The 18,290-nt window shown below is 41.6% G+C and carries 16 protein-coding genes; 8 read left to right on the top strand and 8 right to left on the bottom strand.

Translation table 11 applies throughout. The features are described 5' to 3' along the window. The first annotated feature begins 274 nt into the window (after positions 1–274). The 5 genes from asnS to H5186_RS18835 all read left to right on the top strand — a co-directional run bounded on the left by asnS (position 275) and on the right by H5186_RS18835 (position 5,522). Entirely contained in the window at positions 275–1,672 is a 1,398-nt protein-coding gene (gene asnS / locus H5186_RS18855; RefSeq protein ID WP_064666209.1) for an asparagine--tRNA ligase, read from the top strand. A gap of 159 nt (positions 1,673–1,831) precedes the next feature. After that, the gene (locus tag H5186_RS18850; protein ID WP_182794781.1) at positions 1,832–3,373 is read left to right on the top strand and encodes a methyl-accepting chemotaxis protein; all 1,542 of its coding nucleotides are present in this window, start codon (positions 1,832–1,834) and stop codon (positions 3,371–3,373) included. 232 nt (positions 3,374–3,605) lie between these two features. After that, positions 3,606–4,364: a BRO family protein gene (locus H5186_RS18845; protein WP_182794780.1), complete on the top strand. Its 759-nt coding sequence runs from the start codon at positions 3,606–3,608 to the stop codon at positions 4,362–4,364. 371 nt (positions 4,365–4,735) lie between these two features. Further along, a complete protein-coding gene (locus tag H5186_RS18840) occupies positions 4,736–5,026 on the top strand; it encodes a hypothetical protein (RefSeq protein ID WP_182794779.1) in 291 nt (96 codons plus the stop codon). Positions 5,027–5,339: 313 nt separating this feature from the next. Beyond that, a complete protein-coding gene (locus H5186_RS18835) occupies positions 5,340–5,522 on the top strand; it encodes a hypothetical protein (protein WP_259400375.1) in 183 nt (60 codons plus the stop codon). Between the two features lie 390 nt (positions 5,523–5,912). On the opposite strand, the gene H5186_RS18830 is transcribed toward H5186_RS18835, so the two are convergent. The 8 genes from H5186_RS18830 to H5186_RS18795 all read right to left on the bottom strand — a co-directional run bounded on the left by H5186_RS18830 (position 5,913) and on the right by H5186_RS18795 (position 14,659). Continuing rightward, a complete protein-coding gene (locus tag H5186_RS18830; RefSeq protein ID WP_182794778.1) occupies positions 5,913–6,764 on the bottom strand; it encodes an HDOD domain-containing protein in 852 nt (283 codons plus the stop codon). Between the two features lie 256 nt (positions 6,765–7,020). Continuing rightward, positions 7,021–7,782, bottom strand: coding sequence for an SDR family oxidoreductase (locus H5186_RS18825; RefSeq protein ID WP_145233291.1), 762 nt, complete (start codon positions 7,780–7,782; stop codon positions 7,021–7,023). 3 nt (positions 7,783–7,785) lie between these two features. Continuing rightward, positions 7,786–8,676: a 3-hydroxyisobutyrate dehydrogenase gene (gene mmsB, locus H5186_RS18820; protein ID WP_182735613.1), complete on the bottom strand. Its 891-nt coding sequence runs from the start codon at positions 8,674–8,676 to the stop codon at positions 7,786–7,788. A 4-nt stretch (positions 8,677–8,680) separates the two neighbouring features. Continuing rightward, the gene (locus tag H5186_RS18815) at positions 8,681–9,826 is read right to left on the bottom strand and encodes an enoyl-CoA hydratase/isomerase family protein (protein ID WP_182740122.1); all 1,146 of its coding nucleotides are present in this window, start codon (positions 9,824–9,826) and stop codon (positions 8,681–8,683) included. Then, positions 9,826–10,605, bottom strand: coding sequence for an enoyl-CoA hydratase (locus H5186_RS18810; protein ID WP_182794777.1), 780 nt, complete (start codon positions 10,603–10,605; stop codon positions 9,826–9,828). Before H5186_RS18810 ends, H5186_RS18815 begins: the two co-directional genes overlap by 1 nt. 10 nt (positions 10,606–10,615) lie before the next feature. Continuing rightward, complete coding sequence (locus H5186_RS18805) at positions 10,616–11,773, bottom strand: acyl-CoA dehydrogenase family protein (protein ID WP_182718997.1); 1,158 nt, start codon at positions 11,771–11,773, stop codon at positions 10,616–10,618. A 124-nt stretch (positions 11,774–11,897) separates the two neighbouring features. Continuing rightward, on the bottom strand, positions 11,898–13,388 hold the full coding sequence (locus H5186_RS18800; protein WP_145233279.1) for a CoA-acylating methylmalonate-semialdehyde dehydrogenase: 1,491 nt from the start codon (positions 13,386–13,388) through the stop codon (positions 11,898–11,900). A gap of 89 nt (positions 13,389–13,477) precedes the next feature. Then, positions 13,478–14,659 carry an acetyl-CoA C-acyltransferase gene (locus H5186_RS18795; protein WP_182740123.1) on the bottom strand — a complete coding sequence of 394 codons (1,182 nt, stop codon included), beginning with the start codon at positions 14,657–14,659 and terminating at the stop codon, positions 13,478–13,480. Between the two features lie 329 nt (positions 14,660–14,988). On the opposite strand from H5186_RS18795, the gene H5186_RS18790 reads away from it, so the two are divergent. From H5186_RS18790 to H5186_RS18780, 3 genes are all read left to right on the top strand, one after another. Continuing rightward, complete coding sequence (locus H5186_RS18790) at positions 14,989–15,423, top strand: MerR family DNA-binding transcriptional regulator (RefSeq protein ID WP_145233276.1); 435 nt, start codon at positions 14,989–14,991, stop codon at positions 15,421–15,423. A 63-nt stretch (positions 15,424–15,486) separates the two neighbouring features. Continuing rightward, positions 15,487–16,662, top strand: coding sequence for an isovaleryl-CoA dehydrogenase (locus H5186_RS18785; RefSeq protein WP_145233275.1), 1,176 nt, complete (start codon positions 15,487–15,489; stop codon positions 16,660–16,662). 11 nt (positions 16,663–16,673) lie between these two features. After that, on the top strand, positions 16,674–18,281 hold the full coding sequence (locus tag H5186_RS18780; protein ID WP_149982463.1) for a carboxyl transferase domain-containing protein: 1,608 nt from the start codon (positions 16,674–16,676) through the stop codon (positions 18,279–18,281). The last annotated feature ends 9 nt before the right edge of the window (positions 18,282–18,290 follow it).

Here is an 18,290-nt window from a genome sequence, read left to right as displayed (position 1 = left end):
TTAGCAAGTTAGTTTAAATATCGTAATTGCATATAATGCCACAAAACCCGTTTTTATCGCAGTGAAAATCGCCTTTAAATTTTGATCTAAGTTGTTTCTTATCACAAAAAATTAAAGTTCTAGGTTTTAAACGACAAAAAACCACAAAAATGCAAAAGAATAAGCAAAGAGTTACTTTTGAATGTTTTTTTATTTTACATTCAAAGGTAAGATACACCGTTCAAGTGCAATAGCGCACATATTAATGTAGGCAACTTATATCATTGGAGTGAAGATGAGCCACTTAGCGATTTCAGAGCTATTAAAAGGCAAGGTTGCGGTAGACAGCCAAGTAACAATTAAAGGCTGGATCCGTACACGCCGCGATTCAAAAGCAGGAATTTCATTTTTAGCCGTTCATGACGGTTCGTGTTTTGATCCTATTCAAGCGGTAGTACCTAATTCACTAAATAATTATGATGAAGTTACTAGCCTAACAGCCGGTTGCTCTGTGTCAGTTACTGGTGTTTTAGTACAATCAGCAGGCCAAGGTCAATCTTTCGAAATTCAAGCAAATAGCGTACAGGTACTTGGTTGGGTAGAAAACCCAGACTCATACCCAATGTCGGCAAAACGCCACAGCATTGAGTATTTACGTGAGCACGCTCACCTTCGCCCACGTACCAATATGATTGGTGCGGTAACACGTGTACGTAACTGTTTAGCGCAAGCTATTCACCGTTTCTACCATGAGCAGGGTTATTACTGGATCAGCACCCCTATCATCACCGCAAGTGACTGTGAAGGTGCAGGCGAAATGTTCCGCGTATCAACGCTTGATATGCAAAACTTGCCACGTACAGATAAAGGCGATGTTGATTACAGCGAAGACTTCTTCGGTAAAGAAGCATTCCTTACGGTATCAGGTCAGTTAAATGGTGAGACTTACGCCTCAGCGATGTCAAAAATTTATACTTTTGGCCCGACTTTCCGTGCAGAGAATTCAAATACTTCTCGCCACTTGGCAGAGTTTTGGATGGTCGAGCCAGAAGTTGCGTTTGCTGATTTAGAAGATATCGCCAAACTTGCTGAAAACATGCTTAAGTATGTGTTCAAGGCGGTGCTTGAAGAACGTCGTGATGATATGGAGTTTTTTGCTCAACGTGTTGAGAAAACTGCTATCACGCGCCTAGAAGAATTTGTTGAAAAAGATTTTGCACAAGTTGATTACACTGATGCAGTAGAAATTCTTAAAAGCTGTGGTAAGAAATTTGAATACGCCGTTGAATGGGGTGTTGACTTACAATCTGAGCACGAGCGTTACTTAGCAGAAGAGCACTTTAAAGCACCGGTAGTTATTAAAAACTACCCACGTGATATTAAAGCATTCTACATGCGCCAAAATGAAGACGGCAAAACCGTTGCTGCAATGGACGTTGTAGCACCAGGTATTGGCGAGATCATTGGTGGTTCACAACGTGAAGAACGTCTTGATGTACTTGATGCACGTTTAGAAGAAATGGGCTTAAACAAAGAAGACTACAGCTGGTATCGCGACCTACGTAAATACGGCACTGTACCACACTCAGGTTTTGGCCTAGGTTTTGAACGTTTAGTTGCCTATGTAACGGGTATGGGCAACGTACGTGACGTAATCGCCTTCCCACGTACCAAAGGCAGTGCAACTTACTAAAATGAGTTGATGCTCATTACTGCAATAGATTACTGCAAAAGCCAACCTTAGGGTTGGCTTTTTTAATGGTAAATTTGTGCCCATATAAGACCTTTTAATAATTGATTTAGTTTGTTTTATATTCAAAACTAAAAATTACAATAAAAAAAGGCCAATGGCATGAATTTAAACTCACTGTTTTATACATTATTCTATTTCGTTATTGCTGTACTGTACTTTTTTGCACAGCTGACTCTAGTTAGCGCGCTGCTGTTATCTGCATTTAGCGCACTGATGTTTTTTAGGGAGAAAGTTTTTGCTAAAAAAGCTCAAGTTAAGCCTGAACCTGATCAACATGTAGTTATTACTAAGGTTGCTGATAATATCACTAAGGCAACGTCTAAAAATGCTATTGGTGCAGCAGAAGTTGCATTTTATATTGATAGTTTAGCCAAAGAAATTGATGGCTGTTATAGCGAAAGTGAAGCCGTTAGCCAAGCAACCCAAGCGCTATTCCACAATAGTAGCGAGCTGACTAATGATATAACCACCGTTAGCCAAGCAATGATGCAAACAACAAAGGCATCTAGTTCTGCTGATCAGCGCCTGCAACTGGCCACAGAACAAATAGACTCGTTATCTGGCTCCATTGATAAAGTATCTAAGCAACTAGATCTACTTCTAAAAAGTGCCACAGATATTCAAAGTATTACCCAAGTTATTCAAACCATTGCCGAGCAAACCAACCTACTCGCATTAAACGCAGCGATTGAAGCGGCTCGTGCTGGCGAGCAAGGCAGAGGCTTTGCTGTGGTTGCCGATGAAGTACGAAACCTTGCCAATAAAACCAATCAAGCCACTAAACAAATTGCAGATATGCTCACCGAAATTAATGCCAATAGCATGCAAACAAATGACGACATGAAGCAAGTATCAACACGCAGTGATTCTGTGAAACAACAATTAGAAAACGTTACCCAATCATTTTTAGCAATTAACCACGATATTAGTGAGTCATCATCAACACTTGAAAACATGCAGCAAGCAGTCAGTGCGTTTCAAAATGCAACCACACAAATTAATACCTCGGTAGGTAGTATTAGCCACCTACTCGCTGAAGTATCCACAAAAAGTACTTCAATCTCTGATCAAGCATCTAATTTATCACTGGGATCTGAAACAATTTTTAGAGAGCTTAATAAAGTAGAACATAACGCATTCTTTAAACCTATTTTAGAAGCTGCACTTCAAGCAAGCTCAGCCATATCAACTAAATTTACTGAGCTACTGGCAACATCACAGCTGAGCGAAAAGCAGTTGTTTTCTCATGATTATAGAGAGATACCCAATAGTAACCCAACTAAGTACAGCACCGACTACGACAGCTTAACCGATAAAGTTTTACCACCAATTCAAGAACCCATTCTTGAAAATAAACAAATCCTATTTGCCGGAGCGGTCGACAAAAAAGGTTACTTCCCTACCCACAATAAGCGCTACAGCCAGCCACTAACTGGCAATTACCAACAAGATTTAGTAAACAACCGCACTAAACGTATTTTCAACGATGCCACCGGCAGCCGCTGTGGCAGCCACACTGAGAGCTTTTTATTACAAACCTACAAACGAGATACCGGTGAGATTTTACATGACCTATCAGTACCCATTTATGTAAATGGCAAACACTGGGGCGGCTTTAGAATTGGGTTTAAAAGTAGTTGAAAAGAAGCTGTAAGCCGTCAGCTATCAGCTATCAGCTATCAGCTATCAGCTATCAGCTATCAGACATTATTAACCGCCGTTTTGGTGCAAAATAACAACCCTTGAATTTTGCTATTTTAATTACTTGTTTACAAAAGTAATTATTGGTGGAATTATCAACATATGTAATACATGCCGTTTTGGTGTATAAACTGTTAGTCTATTCATTCGATTAGGAGTCAATATTTAGTTTATGGATAATAATTTAGTAAAAGTTTGTTATAACGGTGAAACTGGTTCTAGCGATATAAGAACATTTCATAAAGAAGAAATTCTTTATATCTCGTTGAAAGATGTACTTATTACATTAAACAAAGAAAACCGTAAAATTAATGAGAATCATATCGCAAAATCTATGCTGAATGTGATCAAAGGGCAGATTAATGCCCTCGACTCTGATGAGTATATAATGATGCCTGTTTTAGATGGCAAGTACGCTGAAGATGAAGAGGTTTTTGTAACTCAGCCTGGATTATATCGAGTTTTATCTAGCGATAGATCTAGCGCTGGGAAACATTTTCAAAGGTGGCTATTTCATGAAGTCGTTCCATCGTTAACAAAGTATGGCGAGTATCCGCCACCTTTAGTTTCACAGGATTCAGATGTAATGAGGCTTGCTAAGACTCTTCTGATGGAAATAGAGCAACGAGAGGAGCTAGAGCGTAAAACTCAAGCGAAGTTTAGTAAACATGAAAAAATGCTAAATCATTTAGGAAGTAAATTACAAAGTATAGAATCCAACAATCAGCAAATTGATTTCATGTCAGTAGCAGATTTTTGTAATTTAAATGAAATTGAGAAAACAGAGACGCAGCTTATTTTTGGTTGGTGCATTAAAATTTGTGCAGAAAAAGGTGAACCATCTAGAAAAGTAATCGTCAATTCTGAGGAAGCAGTACAATTCCCAATTCATGTTCTAATTGCAGCAGTTAATGCGTTAAAAACAACCTAATCCAGTGAAGCTGGAGGCCTCCTCCAGCCCCCACACCACGCATCATGTGCTACTTAATAACAAACAGTGCAATAGGCGATTCATCTCCCGTAATGAATATTGATCCAAATATCTCTCAATGAAGCTAAGTTGTCATTGTTTAGCGAAATGTTTATTTTTTAGCCTTTCCCACTCGGGTAAGCAGTTTAATCACCGTTGCTCCTTAGCAAAACGCCAATTAAAGCAACAGCAAATCCTTTTTAATATTTTACGAACAATCAAAGTAACTAATTGAATCAAAATAGGAACTCCGCTATGGTTAATGTATCAAGAAAAATAGATTAAAGACGAGTTACTCTACAGACTCGTTTGGCCTATAGGAGTTACTAGTTATGGATAACACTAAGTTATTAGCTTTTGGAGTACTCATTGTTGTATTGCACACTTTGGTGAATGTGCATATATCTAGAGAAATTCATCAATGGGTACCTTCATTGCAAAAACGTTTAGTATTGTTACTTTGTGTTTGGTTTATACCTTTTCTTGGGGTCGCTATTGCTTACAAAACGCTTAATTTGGATTGGTTCAAACAAGAGAGCAAAAATTCTTCACCAGGGCAAAGTACAATGGGTGGTGCTTTTCTCGAGGTAGATGCTATTTTCAATCCTGGGAAAAACATATGATTGAGGCACAACAAAAAGAAACTATCGAAAAAAGAGAAGACGGAGACATGTATAAAAAAGACAACCCATACTTAAATAAATTCAAATGATATATATAAAAAGTATATAAAAAGGACAGGCATGTTTTATATTTTGCCTAACGTAAAATCATCTTTGGAATTACTAATCCCCAGCATTTATGCATTATCAAATTCACCATTTGATGATTATTTAAAGTTTTACATTCTTGGATAGTAAGCGTCTAGCAAAATGCACCTGCCAGTCACTCGTCAAAATGATTAAGCTATTTCCGAATTTCAATGAGGAGATAGCCATGAGAAAAACACGCAGCCTTGAACAATGGCGCAGTATTATTGAAGAACAACAAGCCAGCGATTTAACTATCACTGACTATCGCCAGCTACATGCTTTATCAAAAACAAGCTTCTATGCCGCACGAAGTAAGTGCCTGATAAAAGGACAGGCACATATTTTGTCAAATAATTTAACGAACTAAAAGGACAGGCATGCTTTAATTATTGCCTAACATCAAAAATCGTCTTTGGAATTACTAATCCCCCAGCATTTATGCACTATCAAATTTACCATTTGATGATTATTAAAAGTTTTACATTCTTGGATAGGATATTAAGCTGCAGAGCAAGGCTTGGCTAAATACGGTTACTTTTTTGATGAAGTTGTTTTTTCAATTAATTGACGAACTTAGTGCTAACCTACCCCTTTGTACCATTTGACATCGTTGGTTGCCGCATGCAGCTTTAATCGTTGTTTACTGCCTGCAAAATTTGAATATTGATGCCTAAATCGCTTTAATGACATTGGCACAAAACGATGACTGAGGCGAAAGCCAAGAACCTTAAGTAACCATCAATAATGCTTAATATAGTCATGATACATTGTTTAAAAAATCAATAACGTCCTCTTGTAAGTCACAATACTCATCATCGTTCAAATGCAGTACATCTAAGACTTTTGATTCTATAATACCCCATTGTGGTATAGGCGAGCCTCGTCTGACCATAGTCACTAAGTTTTCAGACATTTTCAAAATAGCAAAGCAGATTTGCTCATCTGTATCTGTCACCTCAGCAAGAATAGCTGCATTGTGGTGGTTGAGGATTAACTGACATATCTCTTTTGGTAAATGCCAACTATTAGCAAAATAATAGCCAACAACTGCATGGTTTGTTTTATATAAACGCTCTTCAATCTCAATAATAGTTTCTTTGTCTGTTTGATTAGCGCAGTGCAAAGCGGTTAAATAATTATCATATTTTATTGCCATAGGAGGCACACCACAATCATGAAAAAGCCCAAGCGTATACAAGGGCTCTATGGCTATCTGTTTTTTAAGACGCTGACCTATCATCATGTTTACATTAGCAATCTCTGTTGAAGTATCCCAAAATCTTTCTAAGCTAATACAGCTGTTATCGGTTGCAAACATTTCTTTTAATTTCAAGCCCTGTGCAAGCACATTGACTCCGTCCCAACCAAGAAACATCACGGCTTGTTTTATATCAGACACAGTACGAGATAAGCCATAAGCAGGAGAATTTATTATTTTTAGTATTGCTGATGAAATTGCTAAATCTTTTACCACTACCTTAGCGGCATCAGCAATAGGCGCATCGCCAGTTGCTATTAAATTTTGTAACTCAGTTAATATTTCAGGTTTAGGAGGAATAATAAAATTTCTATTTATATCTTTCAGTATCTGTTCGTTTATCTCAATCATGTATGTTTGATCCCTGAAGGTGCTTATCATTATAAGAACAAATAGATAATTAATAGTAGAAGTTCATCGCAACTATGACAACTAAAATAGGAAGCGCTAAATGAATTACAGCCCAATTCGTTAAGCTATTACTGACAAATAAAAAACTGTATATACATACAGTGCCACTTAAAATGCTACTTTATTAACCAATTAAGTTATAAACAAAAACAGCAAGCCGAGGCTTGCCGTTTTATTACACTTAAAAAAGGTTTACTTACAAACGAATACCGCCGTCAATCTCAACCACGCGACCGGTGAAGAAGTCGTTTTCGATAATATACTGTGCTGTATGTGCAATTTCATCCGCTTCACCAAAGCGCCCTACGGGTGTTACTGCTAGCATGCGCTGCTTGGCTTCTGGTTTCATAGCGTCGGTCATATTAGTACGAATAACGCCCGGTGCAATGGCACCTACACGAATACCAAAACGGCCAAGCTCTTTTGCCCAACCTGTGGTCATCGCTACCACACCGGCTTTCGATGCAGCGTAGTTAGTTTGACCAATATTACCCGCACGAGCAACACTCGACATATTAACGATCACGCCGCCTTTACCCGATTCAATCATATGGCACGCAGCTTCACGCCCCGCTAAAAACACGCCGGTTAAGTTTACATCAATCACTGACTTAAATTGATCAAGCGCCATTTTTGCAACCACTTTGCCTTCTTTGGCTTTGATAAACATACCATCGCGTAAAATACCGGCATTATTTATCAATACACCAATATGACCAAAATCTGTATTGATGGTATTAAATGTATTTACCACCGCATCTTCATCAGTCACATTGGCAACATAGGCTTTTACAGTTACACCATGTTGGCTAAGCTCAGCAACTGCATCATCTAACAACGCTTGTTGCATATCAATTAACGCAATATTAGCACCAAGCGACGCAAGTTTATGCGCCATTGCAAATCCTAAGCCTTGTGCGCCACCGGTGATCACCACGGTATTATTTTTAATTTCCACCTGTTACTCCTTCGAGAATAATTTAAATATGGCGCTAAAGTCTTCGCTGCCCGCACCTTGGTGTTGCAACATGGTATAAAGGTTTTTAGCCATTGACCCCATCGGGGTTACTGAATTACTTTGCTGCGCGGCTTCCATCGCAAGACCTAGGTCTTTAGCCATTAAATCAACCATAAAGCCTGGTTTATAATCATTACTAGCAGGGGCTGTGTCCATCACACCTGGGCAAGGATTGTAAAGCTCAAGAGTCCAGTTACGACCAGAGCTGGCGGTCATAATGTCGCTCAGCACTTTTGCGTCAAGGCCATTATTTATACCCATTTGAATTGCTTCACTGGTTCCCGCCATTAAAATACTCAATAGCATGTTATTACAAATTTTTGCGACTTGTCCTGCGCCAATATCACCTGCATGAAAGATATTTTTACCCATATCAGCAAGCACCGGTTGGGCCTTAGCAAATTGCTCATCGCCACCACCGACGATAAAGGTCAGTGTACCTGCCGTTGCACCGGCAACACCACCGGATACCGGCGCGTCAACAAAGTCGATACCATGTTCACTAAGCTCAGCGCCTACGTCGCGTGCTGATGCTGCATCAATCGTTGAACAATCAATTACTAACGTTGACTTTGCTAAAATATGTACAAGTCCGGTATCACCTAAATAAAGTGACTTAACGTGCTTACTGGCCGGTAGCATGCTGATCAATACATCAACATCCGTTGCACAATGTTTAGCATCATCAGCGGCGATCGCGCCATTTTCAGCAAGTAGATTTACGACCGTTCGGTTTAAATCAAACACCTTAACCTGATGACCCGCTTTAACTAAGTTGGCAGCCATTGGGCCACCCATGTTACCTAAACCAATAAAACCAATAGAAAGTGACATAACATTATCCTTGTGTAAGTTGTTTTAGTGGATGTGAGTCGTGATCCCAACGTTGAACAAAAAAACTCTCGACTAATTCATCAGGGATCTGTTCAATCGTTTTAAACTGCCAATTAGGCGCGCCGTCTTTATCAATCAGTAACGCACGAATACCTTCTTGAAACTCGCCGACTTCACCACAGCGAACTGACATACCCAGTTCCATTTGAAAACATTCGCCTAAACTTTTACCTTTTGAACTAGCAAGTTGACGCTCAACTAAGGCGCAACTGAGCGGGCAACCATGCTTTAATGCTTTTTGCGCTCGGGTAAGCCACGTATCGTCAGTTTCTAGATTTAAGATATAATTTACTTTATCGCGTAGATCAGTAAGCTCACCCAATTTTTGAATGGTGGCTAAATGCGCCTTTACATTGCCTTTTGGCATACGCCCAGAAACATTATCAAGTTCGGTAAGTAAACTGGTCAGCTTCTCGTGATTCAATGAAGCCGTTTTACCCCACTTAATGCTGCACAATTGCTCAATCAGAGTGTCGTATTTATCCGCTTTGAGGTAGTGATCAGCTAATGCCACATACATTGCATCGTCACAATTAATAGACGCTGCAGTTAACCCCAAAAATAAGCCGACATGTTCAGGCATTTTATGTAGAAAATAACTGCCGCCTACATCTGGGTATAAACCAATTGTTAGCTCAGGCATAGCTATACGTGAGTTCTCAGTTACCACACGATGACTTGCACCGGCCATTAAGCCTAAACCGCCGCCCATCACAATACCATTACCCCAAACAAGGATCGGTTTATCATAACAATGAATGAGGTGGTCAAGGCGATATTCGTGAGCAAAGTAATCTTCTATTAGATTTGCCGGTTCACCACTGTTCATAGCATTATGCAGGCTGACTACATCACCACCGGCACAAAATGCTTTATCCCCTGCCCCTTTAAGTATCACCATCGCTACATTACTGTCAGCCGCCCATGCGTTAAGTTGCGGCGCTAATAATTTGATCATCTCAAAATTAAGTGCATTTAACGATTTAGGGGAGTTGAGCGTGGCAAAACCAATGAGTGAACCGTTTGCAGCGCTCGCAGTTTCAAACACCACGGGCGCATCTGGTGAATTTAATTGCGTTAACTCAATCATTAGCCATTCACCCAATTTGCTCTGCGTTTTTCTAGGAAGGCATTCACCCCTTCTTGTTGATCTTGTGTATCAAACAAACCAACAAATAACTCACGTTCAAGCGGTAATACATGCGCCATTGGCTGAGTGCGGCCCTTTTGGATCAGGGTTTTACAGGCACTAACAGCAACCGGACTTTGATCTGCCACTTGAGTAGCTAATTTAAGTGCCACAGCAAGACTTTCGCCTTGTGGTACCACTTCTTCAACTAAGCCGATTTGTAGGGCTTTATCTGCTTTTAGACGCTCACCACATAAGATCATACGTTTAGCCCAGCCTTCACCAACTAACCATGCTAGGTTTTGCGTGCCACCCGCACACGGTAGTAAACCTACTTTGGCTTCTGGTAGTGCCATTTGTGCTTGCTCTTCTGCAATGCGAATATCACATGCTAACGCCACTTCTAGACCACCACCCATGGCATAGCCATTGATCGCGGCAATGGATACACCTCTAAATGCAGTTAATGCTTCAAATGCGTCACCAAATACTTGCGACATAGTCGCTGCTACGCCTTTATCGCCACCAGCAAATACATTTAAATCAGCACCAGCACTGAAGAATTTTTCACCTTCACCGGTGATCACTAAGGAGTAAACATTTTTATTGTCATTGAGCTCATTTACCATATTTTTTAAGGCAATTAACGTGTCTTTAGTCCAGGTATTCGCTGGCGGATTAGACATGGTTAAAATCGCTACGTGACCTTCAATGGTTAATTCAATACTTGGGTTTGACATTTCGCGCTCCTTATAAAATATCGGCTGCTGATTCAGCTAAAATACGGCGTGCAATAATCACCCGCATGATCTCGTTAGTACCTTCAAGAATTTGATGAACGCGCACATCACGAACGTGGCGCTCCAGTGGGTATTCTTTGATATAACCATAACCACCATGAATTTGTAGTGCGTCATTACACACAGTAAAACCTACATCAGTGGCAAAACGCTTTGCCATGGCGCAATAAGTGGTTTTTTCGCTGTCATTATTATCAAGTTTAAAAGCCGCTAAACGCACCATTTGACGCGCCGCAACAAGCTCGGTATTCATATCGGCAATTTTAAATTGCAGCGCTTGAAAAGCAGCCAACGGTTTACCAAATTGTGTGCGTTCTTTTAAGTATTCACGGGCTGTTTCAAGTGCCGCTTGGGCAGTGCCAATTGAACAAGTTGCAATATTAATACGCCCGCCATCAAGGCCTTGCATTGCAAACTTAAAGCCTTCACCTTCTTGACCTAATAAATTATGAGCAGGTATGCGTACATCTTCAAAACTAATTAGTCGTGTTGGCTGCGCATTCCAGCCCATTTTTTCTTCTGCTTTACCGTATTCAACGCCTTTGGCATCAGCCGGTACTACAAACGCAGAAATACCCGCCGCACCTTCACCGCCAGTACGCGCCATAACTACTAACACTTCGGTCTCGCCTGCGCCTGAGATAAACATTTTTGAGCCATTGATCACGTAATCATCGCCATCACGAACCGCTTTTGTTTTCAATGAGGCTGCATCGGAGCCTGAACCAGGCTCTGTTAAACAATAAGAAGCTAGTAGTTCACCCATAACAAGTTGGTCACAATATTTAGCTTTTGTTTGCTCAGTACCAAAACTTGCAATCATCCAGGTCGCCATATTGTGAATGGTCAACATTGCGGTTGTAGCTGTACAACCCATCGCCAACTGTTCAAAAATAATACTTGAATCTAAGCGCGACAGGCCTAAACCGCCTGCTTCCTCTGGCGTATACAAACCACAGAAACCCAGTTCACCTGCAGCTTTAATGGTATCTTTTGGAAAAATATGTTCGCGGTCCCATTTTGCTGCATAAGGAGCCAGTGCTGATTCTGCGAATTGACGAGCTGTTTGAGCAAATGCTTGCTGATCTTCAGTTAAATTAAAGTCCATTGGAGACCTCTTGTTTATAATTGCGTTGTCAAATTAGATATTCGTGAAGAGCAACGAAGGCAATATTGTGTGTGAAATCGCCTTCGTGCCCCTCTTTTTTATTATGTGGAGTAAGTTAAATTAGTTATTTAAGATTAATGCTCATGTTTGGACCAGAGGCAATCTCGTCTTCAAACCAACGTGAAGTAATTGTTTTGGTCTCAGTATAAAAACGAATACCTTGCTTACCGTACGTATGCGTATCGCCATAGAATGAACCTTTCCAACCGGTGAACGAAAAGAATGGCAGTGGCACAGGAATTGGTACGTTAATACCCACTTGACCAACTTCAATCTCATGTTGGAACTTACGCGCAACCGCACCACTTGAAGTGAATAACGACGTGCCATTACCAAATGGAGAATCATTTATAAGCGCGATTGCTTCATCAAGCGAATCAACAAACATACACGCCAGTACTGGGCCAAAAATTTCTTCTTTGTATAAATCCATCTCAGTGGTGACGTCAGTAAATAAGGTAGGTCCTACCCAGTTACCTTTTTCATAGCCTGCAACAGTAAAATCAGAGCCATCAATTAAACACGTTGCACCTTGCTCTTTACCTTGTGCAATCAGTGACAAAATACGCGCTTTGGCTGCGGTCGATGTTTGCGGACCATAGGCTGCATCTTTGTCATCCCACACACCCGGGCGCACATTGGCAAAACCGGCTTTGATGTCTTCAACCCAGTCTTTCGCTTGGCCAACAAACACCGCCACTGAAATACCCATACAACGCTGACCCGCAGCACCAACAGAGGCACCAACAAGGTTATTAACTACATGTGAGCGACTTGCATCAGGCATGATCACCATGTGGTTTTTAGCACCGACACAGGCTTGTACACGTTTCAAATTAGCCGTGCCTTTAGAGTAAATGTATTCACCTACGCCACACGAGCCAACAAACGAAATTGCACGTACTGCGGGATCTTCTAATAAGCGGTCAACTTGTACTTTAGTGCCATGAACAACTTGTAGTACACCTGCAGGTGCGCCGGCTTCAATGAACAGTTCAGCGAGTCGCATTGGCGTCAGCGGATCTTGCTCAGAGGGTTTTAAAATAAAGGTGTTACCACAGACAATCGCCAGTGGGAACATCCATAGTGGGATCATCGCTGGGAAGTTAAACGGCGTAATACCCGCGCACACACCCAGTGGTTGCATGTATGAGTAAGTATCGATTTTACGGGCCACGTTTTCCATGGTTTCGCCCATCATTAAAGATGGCGCATTAGCTGCTTGCTCAACCACTTCAATACCACGCCAAACATCGCCTTTGGCATCTTCAAAGGTTTTGCCTAATTCATGGCAAATAATGGTGGCTAGTTCATCGTGGTGCTCTTTTAAAAGTGCTGCATACTTCATCATAATGCGCGCACGTTCAGTAATTGGCACGTCTTTCCAGCTTTTAAAGGTGTCTTTGGCAGATGCGATAGCCGCATCCATTTCAGCGTCGGTAGCACACGGTACTTGTGCTAACACTTCTTGGTTTGCTGGATTAATAACGTCAATCAGTTGATCTGATGTTGATTGAACAAATTCGCCGTTGATCAGTAATGGTACTTGGTGCATAACGCACTCCTCCCCAGAGGGTAATAAATTAAGCCGCAGTAGTTATTGTTAAAAGAGCCTACGGCTGTAAGAGTTTAAATTTAACTAATTTATAGTGCTTCAACCGCCAGTGCGACCGCCTCGCCACCGCCAATACATAAAGACGCTACGCCTTTTTTCAGGCCACGATTTTTAAGAGCATGGATAAGTGTCACTAAAATACGTGCGCCGCTAGCACCAATTGGGTGGCCAAGTGCACAAGCACCACCATTAACATTCACTTTGCTGGCATCAAGTTTTAATTCATTAATCGCCAACATTGTTACCATGGCGAATGCTTCGTTAATTTCCCATAAGTCAACGTCGTCAGTTGTCCAGCCTGCTTTTGCAAGCAAACTATTCATTGCGCCAACAGGAGCAAGAGTAAACTCACTTGGTTTTTGAGAATGGGTACTGTGCGCAACAATACGACACAGTGGCGTAAGCCCTTGTGCTTTGGCGTGCGATTCACTCATTAAAATAAGGGCTGCGCCACCGTCTGAAATTGACGATGAATTAGCCGCAGTGATGGTGCCGTCTTTTTTAAACGCAGCACGCAAACCGGGAATTTTTTCTGGGCGTGCATTACCTGGTTGCTCGTCAATGCTGATGGTTACATCGCCCTTGCGAGAGCTAATAGTGTGCGGCGCAATTTCATTTACAAAATCGCCATTTGCAATCGCTGCATTGGCTTTGGTCAGTGAATTAAGTGCAAATTCATCCATTTGCTTGCGGCCAATACCGTATTCATCAGCCGTATCTTGAGCAAAACAGCCCATCGCTTTATTATCGTATGCGTCTTCTAGGCCATCACTCATCATGTGATCTTTAATTTCGCCATGGCCCATACGCATACCGCCACGCGCTTTAGGAATAAAATATGGCGAGTTAGTCATGCTTTCCATGCCACCTGCAACCGCGCTGTTAATTGAACCGGCTTTAATTAAATCATGTGCAAGCATGGCGGCCTTTAAACCTGAACCACATACTTTGTTGATGGTCGTAGCGCCAGTACTGCGCGCAAGACCTGCTTTTAACATTGCTTGACGTGCTGGCGCTTGACCTAAACCTGCCGGTAATACACAGCCCATGATCACTTCATCAATAGCTGTATCGCTTAATCCGGTGTCAGCAAGCGCACTGGCAATGGCTGTTGCACCTAACTCAGTGGCGGCTGCATCACTAAGGGCTCCCATAAAACCACCCATTGGGGTGCGTTTTGCTGCTACAATAACAACGGCTTCGGTAGTCATAAAAAAGGCTCCATTTTATAATTGGCTATATTCATATGCAGAGATTAGCCAAACACTGTAATTTATAATCTGCTTATGAGCATACATAATATTTACGTTTACGCCAACGTAAATCTAAAATCAAGGTTTTTGCGCCCAACGAAAGTGTAAACATATCTTTATTTTGCTGTAGCCTAATACAAACAGCGCCCCTGCAAGCTGCATTAATACAGGTTACACCTGCTATTTATGGCTTTAGGTTATTAGTCTAAAGTATAAGTTCTACAATCCACTTTACCTTTACGTAAACTTCACTTATATTGGAGTTATTCGAATGAGGTAAAAACACTATGAATCAAGATAATCAAACAAACTTTGCAAGTTCAGCCGCCGAACCGGCAAGCAATGAACAAACCTTTAGTATCAGTGAACTGGCTAAAGAGTTTGATATAACCACCCGCTCAATTCGCTTTTATGAAGATCAGGGCTTAATTTCACCTGAGCGTAATGGCCAAACCCGTATTTATTCAAAACGCGATAAAGTGCGTTTAAAACTTATTTTACGTGGCAAGCGGTTAGGTTTTACCTTAGCTGAAACAGGCCGTTTGTTTGAACTTTATGATGCCGATAAATCCAGCGCTAAACAGTTAGTGACTATGCTTGACTTAATTTCAGATAAAAAAGCTGATCTAAGCCAACAAATGGATGACATTAAAGTTGTCTTGATGGAATTAGTAACCGCAGAGCGTCGTTGTCGCGACACCTTAAATCAATTAGATGAATAACTAGCTTTAAACAATAACGATTAAATGACTATTCATTAACAGTCTCTCACACAGGAATGAATCATGAGCACTATTTCACTATATAAAGAAATGAACTTTGGCCTTGGCGAAACCGCAGATATGATCCGCGATCATGTAAACAGTTTTGCTAGCCAAGAAATTGCCCCTTTAGCTGAAAAAACCGATCTTGATAATGCGTTTCCTAATCAGCTTTGGCCACAACTTGGCGAAATGGGCTTACTAGGTATGACCGTACCCGAAGAGCTCGGTGGTGCCGGTCTTGGTTACCTTGAACACGTAATCGCAATGGAAGAAATTAGCCGAGCGAGTGCCTCTATCGGCCTAAGTTACGGTGCTCATTCTAACCTGTGTGTTAATCAAATTAATCGCAATGGCACGCAAGCACAAAAAGAAAAATACTTACCTAAATTAATTAGTGGTGAGCACATTGGTGCCCTTGCCATGAGTGAGCCAAACGCAGGCTCTGACGTAGTATCAATGAAACTTAAAGCCGAGAAAAAAGGCGATAAGTACATTTTAAACGGTAATAAAATGTGGATCACCAATGGTCCAGATGCGCATACTTTAGTGATCTATGCTAAAACTGATTTAACCGCTGGCGCTAAAGGCATCACCGCATTTATTGTTGAGAGTAATTTCCCTGGTTTTTCTACCGCCCAAAAACTCGACAAACTCGGGATGCGCGGCTCAAATACCTGTGAATTAGTGTTCGAAAACTGTGAAGTACCAGAAGAGAATATTCTTGGCAATTTAAACGAAGGCGTTAAGGTACTAATGAGTGGCCTTGATTATGAACGTGTTGTGCTAGCGGCAGGCCCGCTGGGGATCATGCAAGCCTGTATGGATATTGTAGTACCGTATATTCATGAACGTAAGCAGTTTGATACACCGATTGGTCAATTTCAGCTGATACAAGGCAAAGTAGCCGACATGTATACACAAATGAATGCAGCCCGCTCTTATGTATACACTGTTGCGCGTTCATGTGATCGCGGTGAAACGACCCGTAAAGATGCCGCAGGCGCAATTTTATATGCGGCAGAGCTGGCAACTAAAATGGCACTTGATGCTATTCAAATTCTCGGTGGTAACGGTTATATCAACGAATACGCCACTGGCCGCCTATTGCGTGACGCTAAGCTTTATGAAATTGGTGCCGGTACCTCGGAAATTCGTCGCATGCTAATTGGTCGCGAATTATTTACTGAAAGCCGTTAAGGATAAGCGCTATGACTATTTTAAAATCAAGCGTCAACCCTCACGACCCGCAGTTTTTGCAAAATCATAAAAATATGGCGGCACTGGTTGATGATTTACGCGATAAAGTAAGCGAGATCAGCCAAGGTGGTGGCGTAGCGTTAATAGAACGCCATGAAAGCCGTGGTAAAATGTTCGTGCGTGAACGCATTAGTACCTTACTTGACGAAGGTTCACCATTTTTAGAGATTTCACAATTTGCAGCCTTTGGTGTTTATGAGCAAGCGATTCCTTGTGCCGGTGTAGTTGCTGGTATTGGCCGTGTTAAAGGCGTTGAATGTATGATCATCGCCAATGATGCGACAGTTAAGGGCGGCACCTATTTTCCGCTAACCGTTAAAAAACATTTACGCGCACAAGATATTGCCGAGCGATGTCACCTACCGTGTATATATTTGGTTGATTCAGGTGGTGCCAACCTACCTGAGCAAGATGATGTGTTTCCTGACAAACTGCACTTTGGTCGTATTTTTTATAATCAAGCGCGTATGTCGGGCAAAGGCATTCCACAAATTGCAGTCGTTATGGGTTTATGTACCGCAGGTGGCGCGTACGTGCCTGCAATGGCCGACGAAAGCATCATTGTAAAAGAGCAAGGCACAATATTTTTAGCCGGCCCACCGCTGGTAAAAGCGGCTACAGGTGAAGAGGTAACCGCAGAAGAACTTGGCGGCGCTGATGTCCACTGTAAAACATCAGGGGTTGCCGATCATTACGCTGAAAATGACGCTCATGCGTTATCAATTGCTCGCCAATGTATTGAACGAATTAATTATCAACGCCCTACTTCGCCAATATTAGAGCAAGTAAAAGCACCGCGTTATGATATTAACGAATTATACGGCATTGTTGGCACCGATCTTAAAAAGCCATTTGATGTTCGCGAAGTGATTGCACGTACCGTGGATGACTCTTCGTTTGATGAGTTTAAACGTTACTTTGGCGATACCTTAGTGACTGGGTTTGCGAAAATCTATGGTCATCCGGTTGGGATTGTTGCTAACAATGGCATTTTGTTTAGTGAGTCAGCTCAAAAAGGCGCGCACTTTATACAGCTGTGCGCACAACGAAATATTCCACTGGTGTTTTTACAAAATATTACCGGCTTTATGGTAGGTAAAAAATACGAAGCCGAAGGCATTGCTAAACACGGTGCTAAAATGGTGATGGCTGTTTCGTGTGCTGATGTTCCAAAATTTACCGTATTAATTGGCGGCTCTTATGGCGCAGGTAACTATGGCATGTGTGGTCGTGCGTTTGAACCGACTATGATGTGGATGTGGCCTAATGCGCGTATTTCTGTGATGGGCGGCGAACAAGCAGCAGGCGTTATGGCGCAAGTTAAACAAGATGGTTTAGCCCGTAAAGGCCAAAGCATGACTGATGAGCAAATCAGCGAGTTTAAACAGCCGATTATCGAGCAATACGAGCAACAAGGTCATCCATACTATGCCAGCGCCCGTTTGTGGGATGACGGTATCATCGATCCAGCAGATACCCGTAGTGTGCTAGGTTTAGCCCTCAGTGCCGCAGCCAATGCACCAAAACGTGATTCGCAATTCGGCGTATTTAGAATGTAAGGACGTGAG

It is taken from the genome of Pseudoalteromonas sp. SG41-2, assembly GCF_014164535.1.
Classification (GTDB): domain Bacteria; phylum Pseudomonadota; class Gammaproteobacteria; order Enterobacterales; family Alteromonadaceae; genus Pseudoalteromonas; species Pseudoalteromonas rhizosphaerae.
The sequence above is the reverse complement of the archived record's forward strand: the minus strand, read 5'-3'. Positions and strand labels throughout refer to the sequence as shown.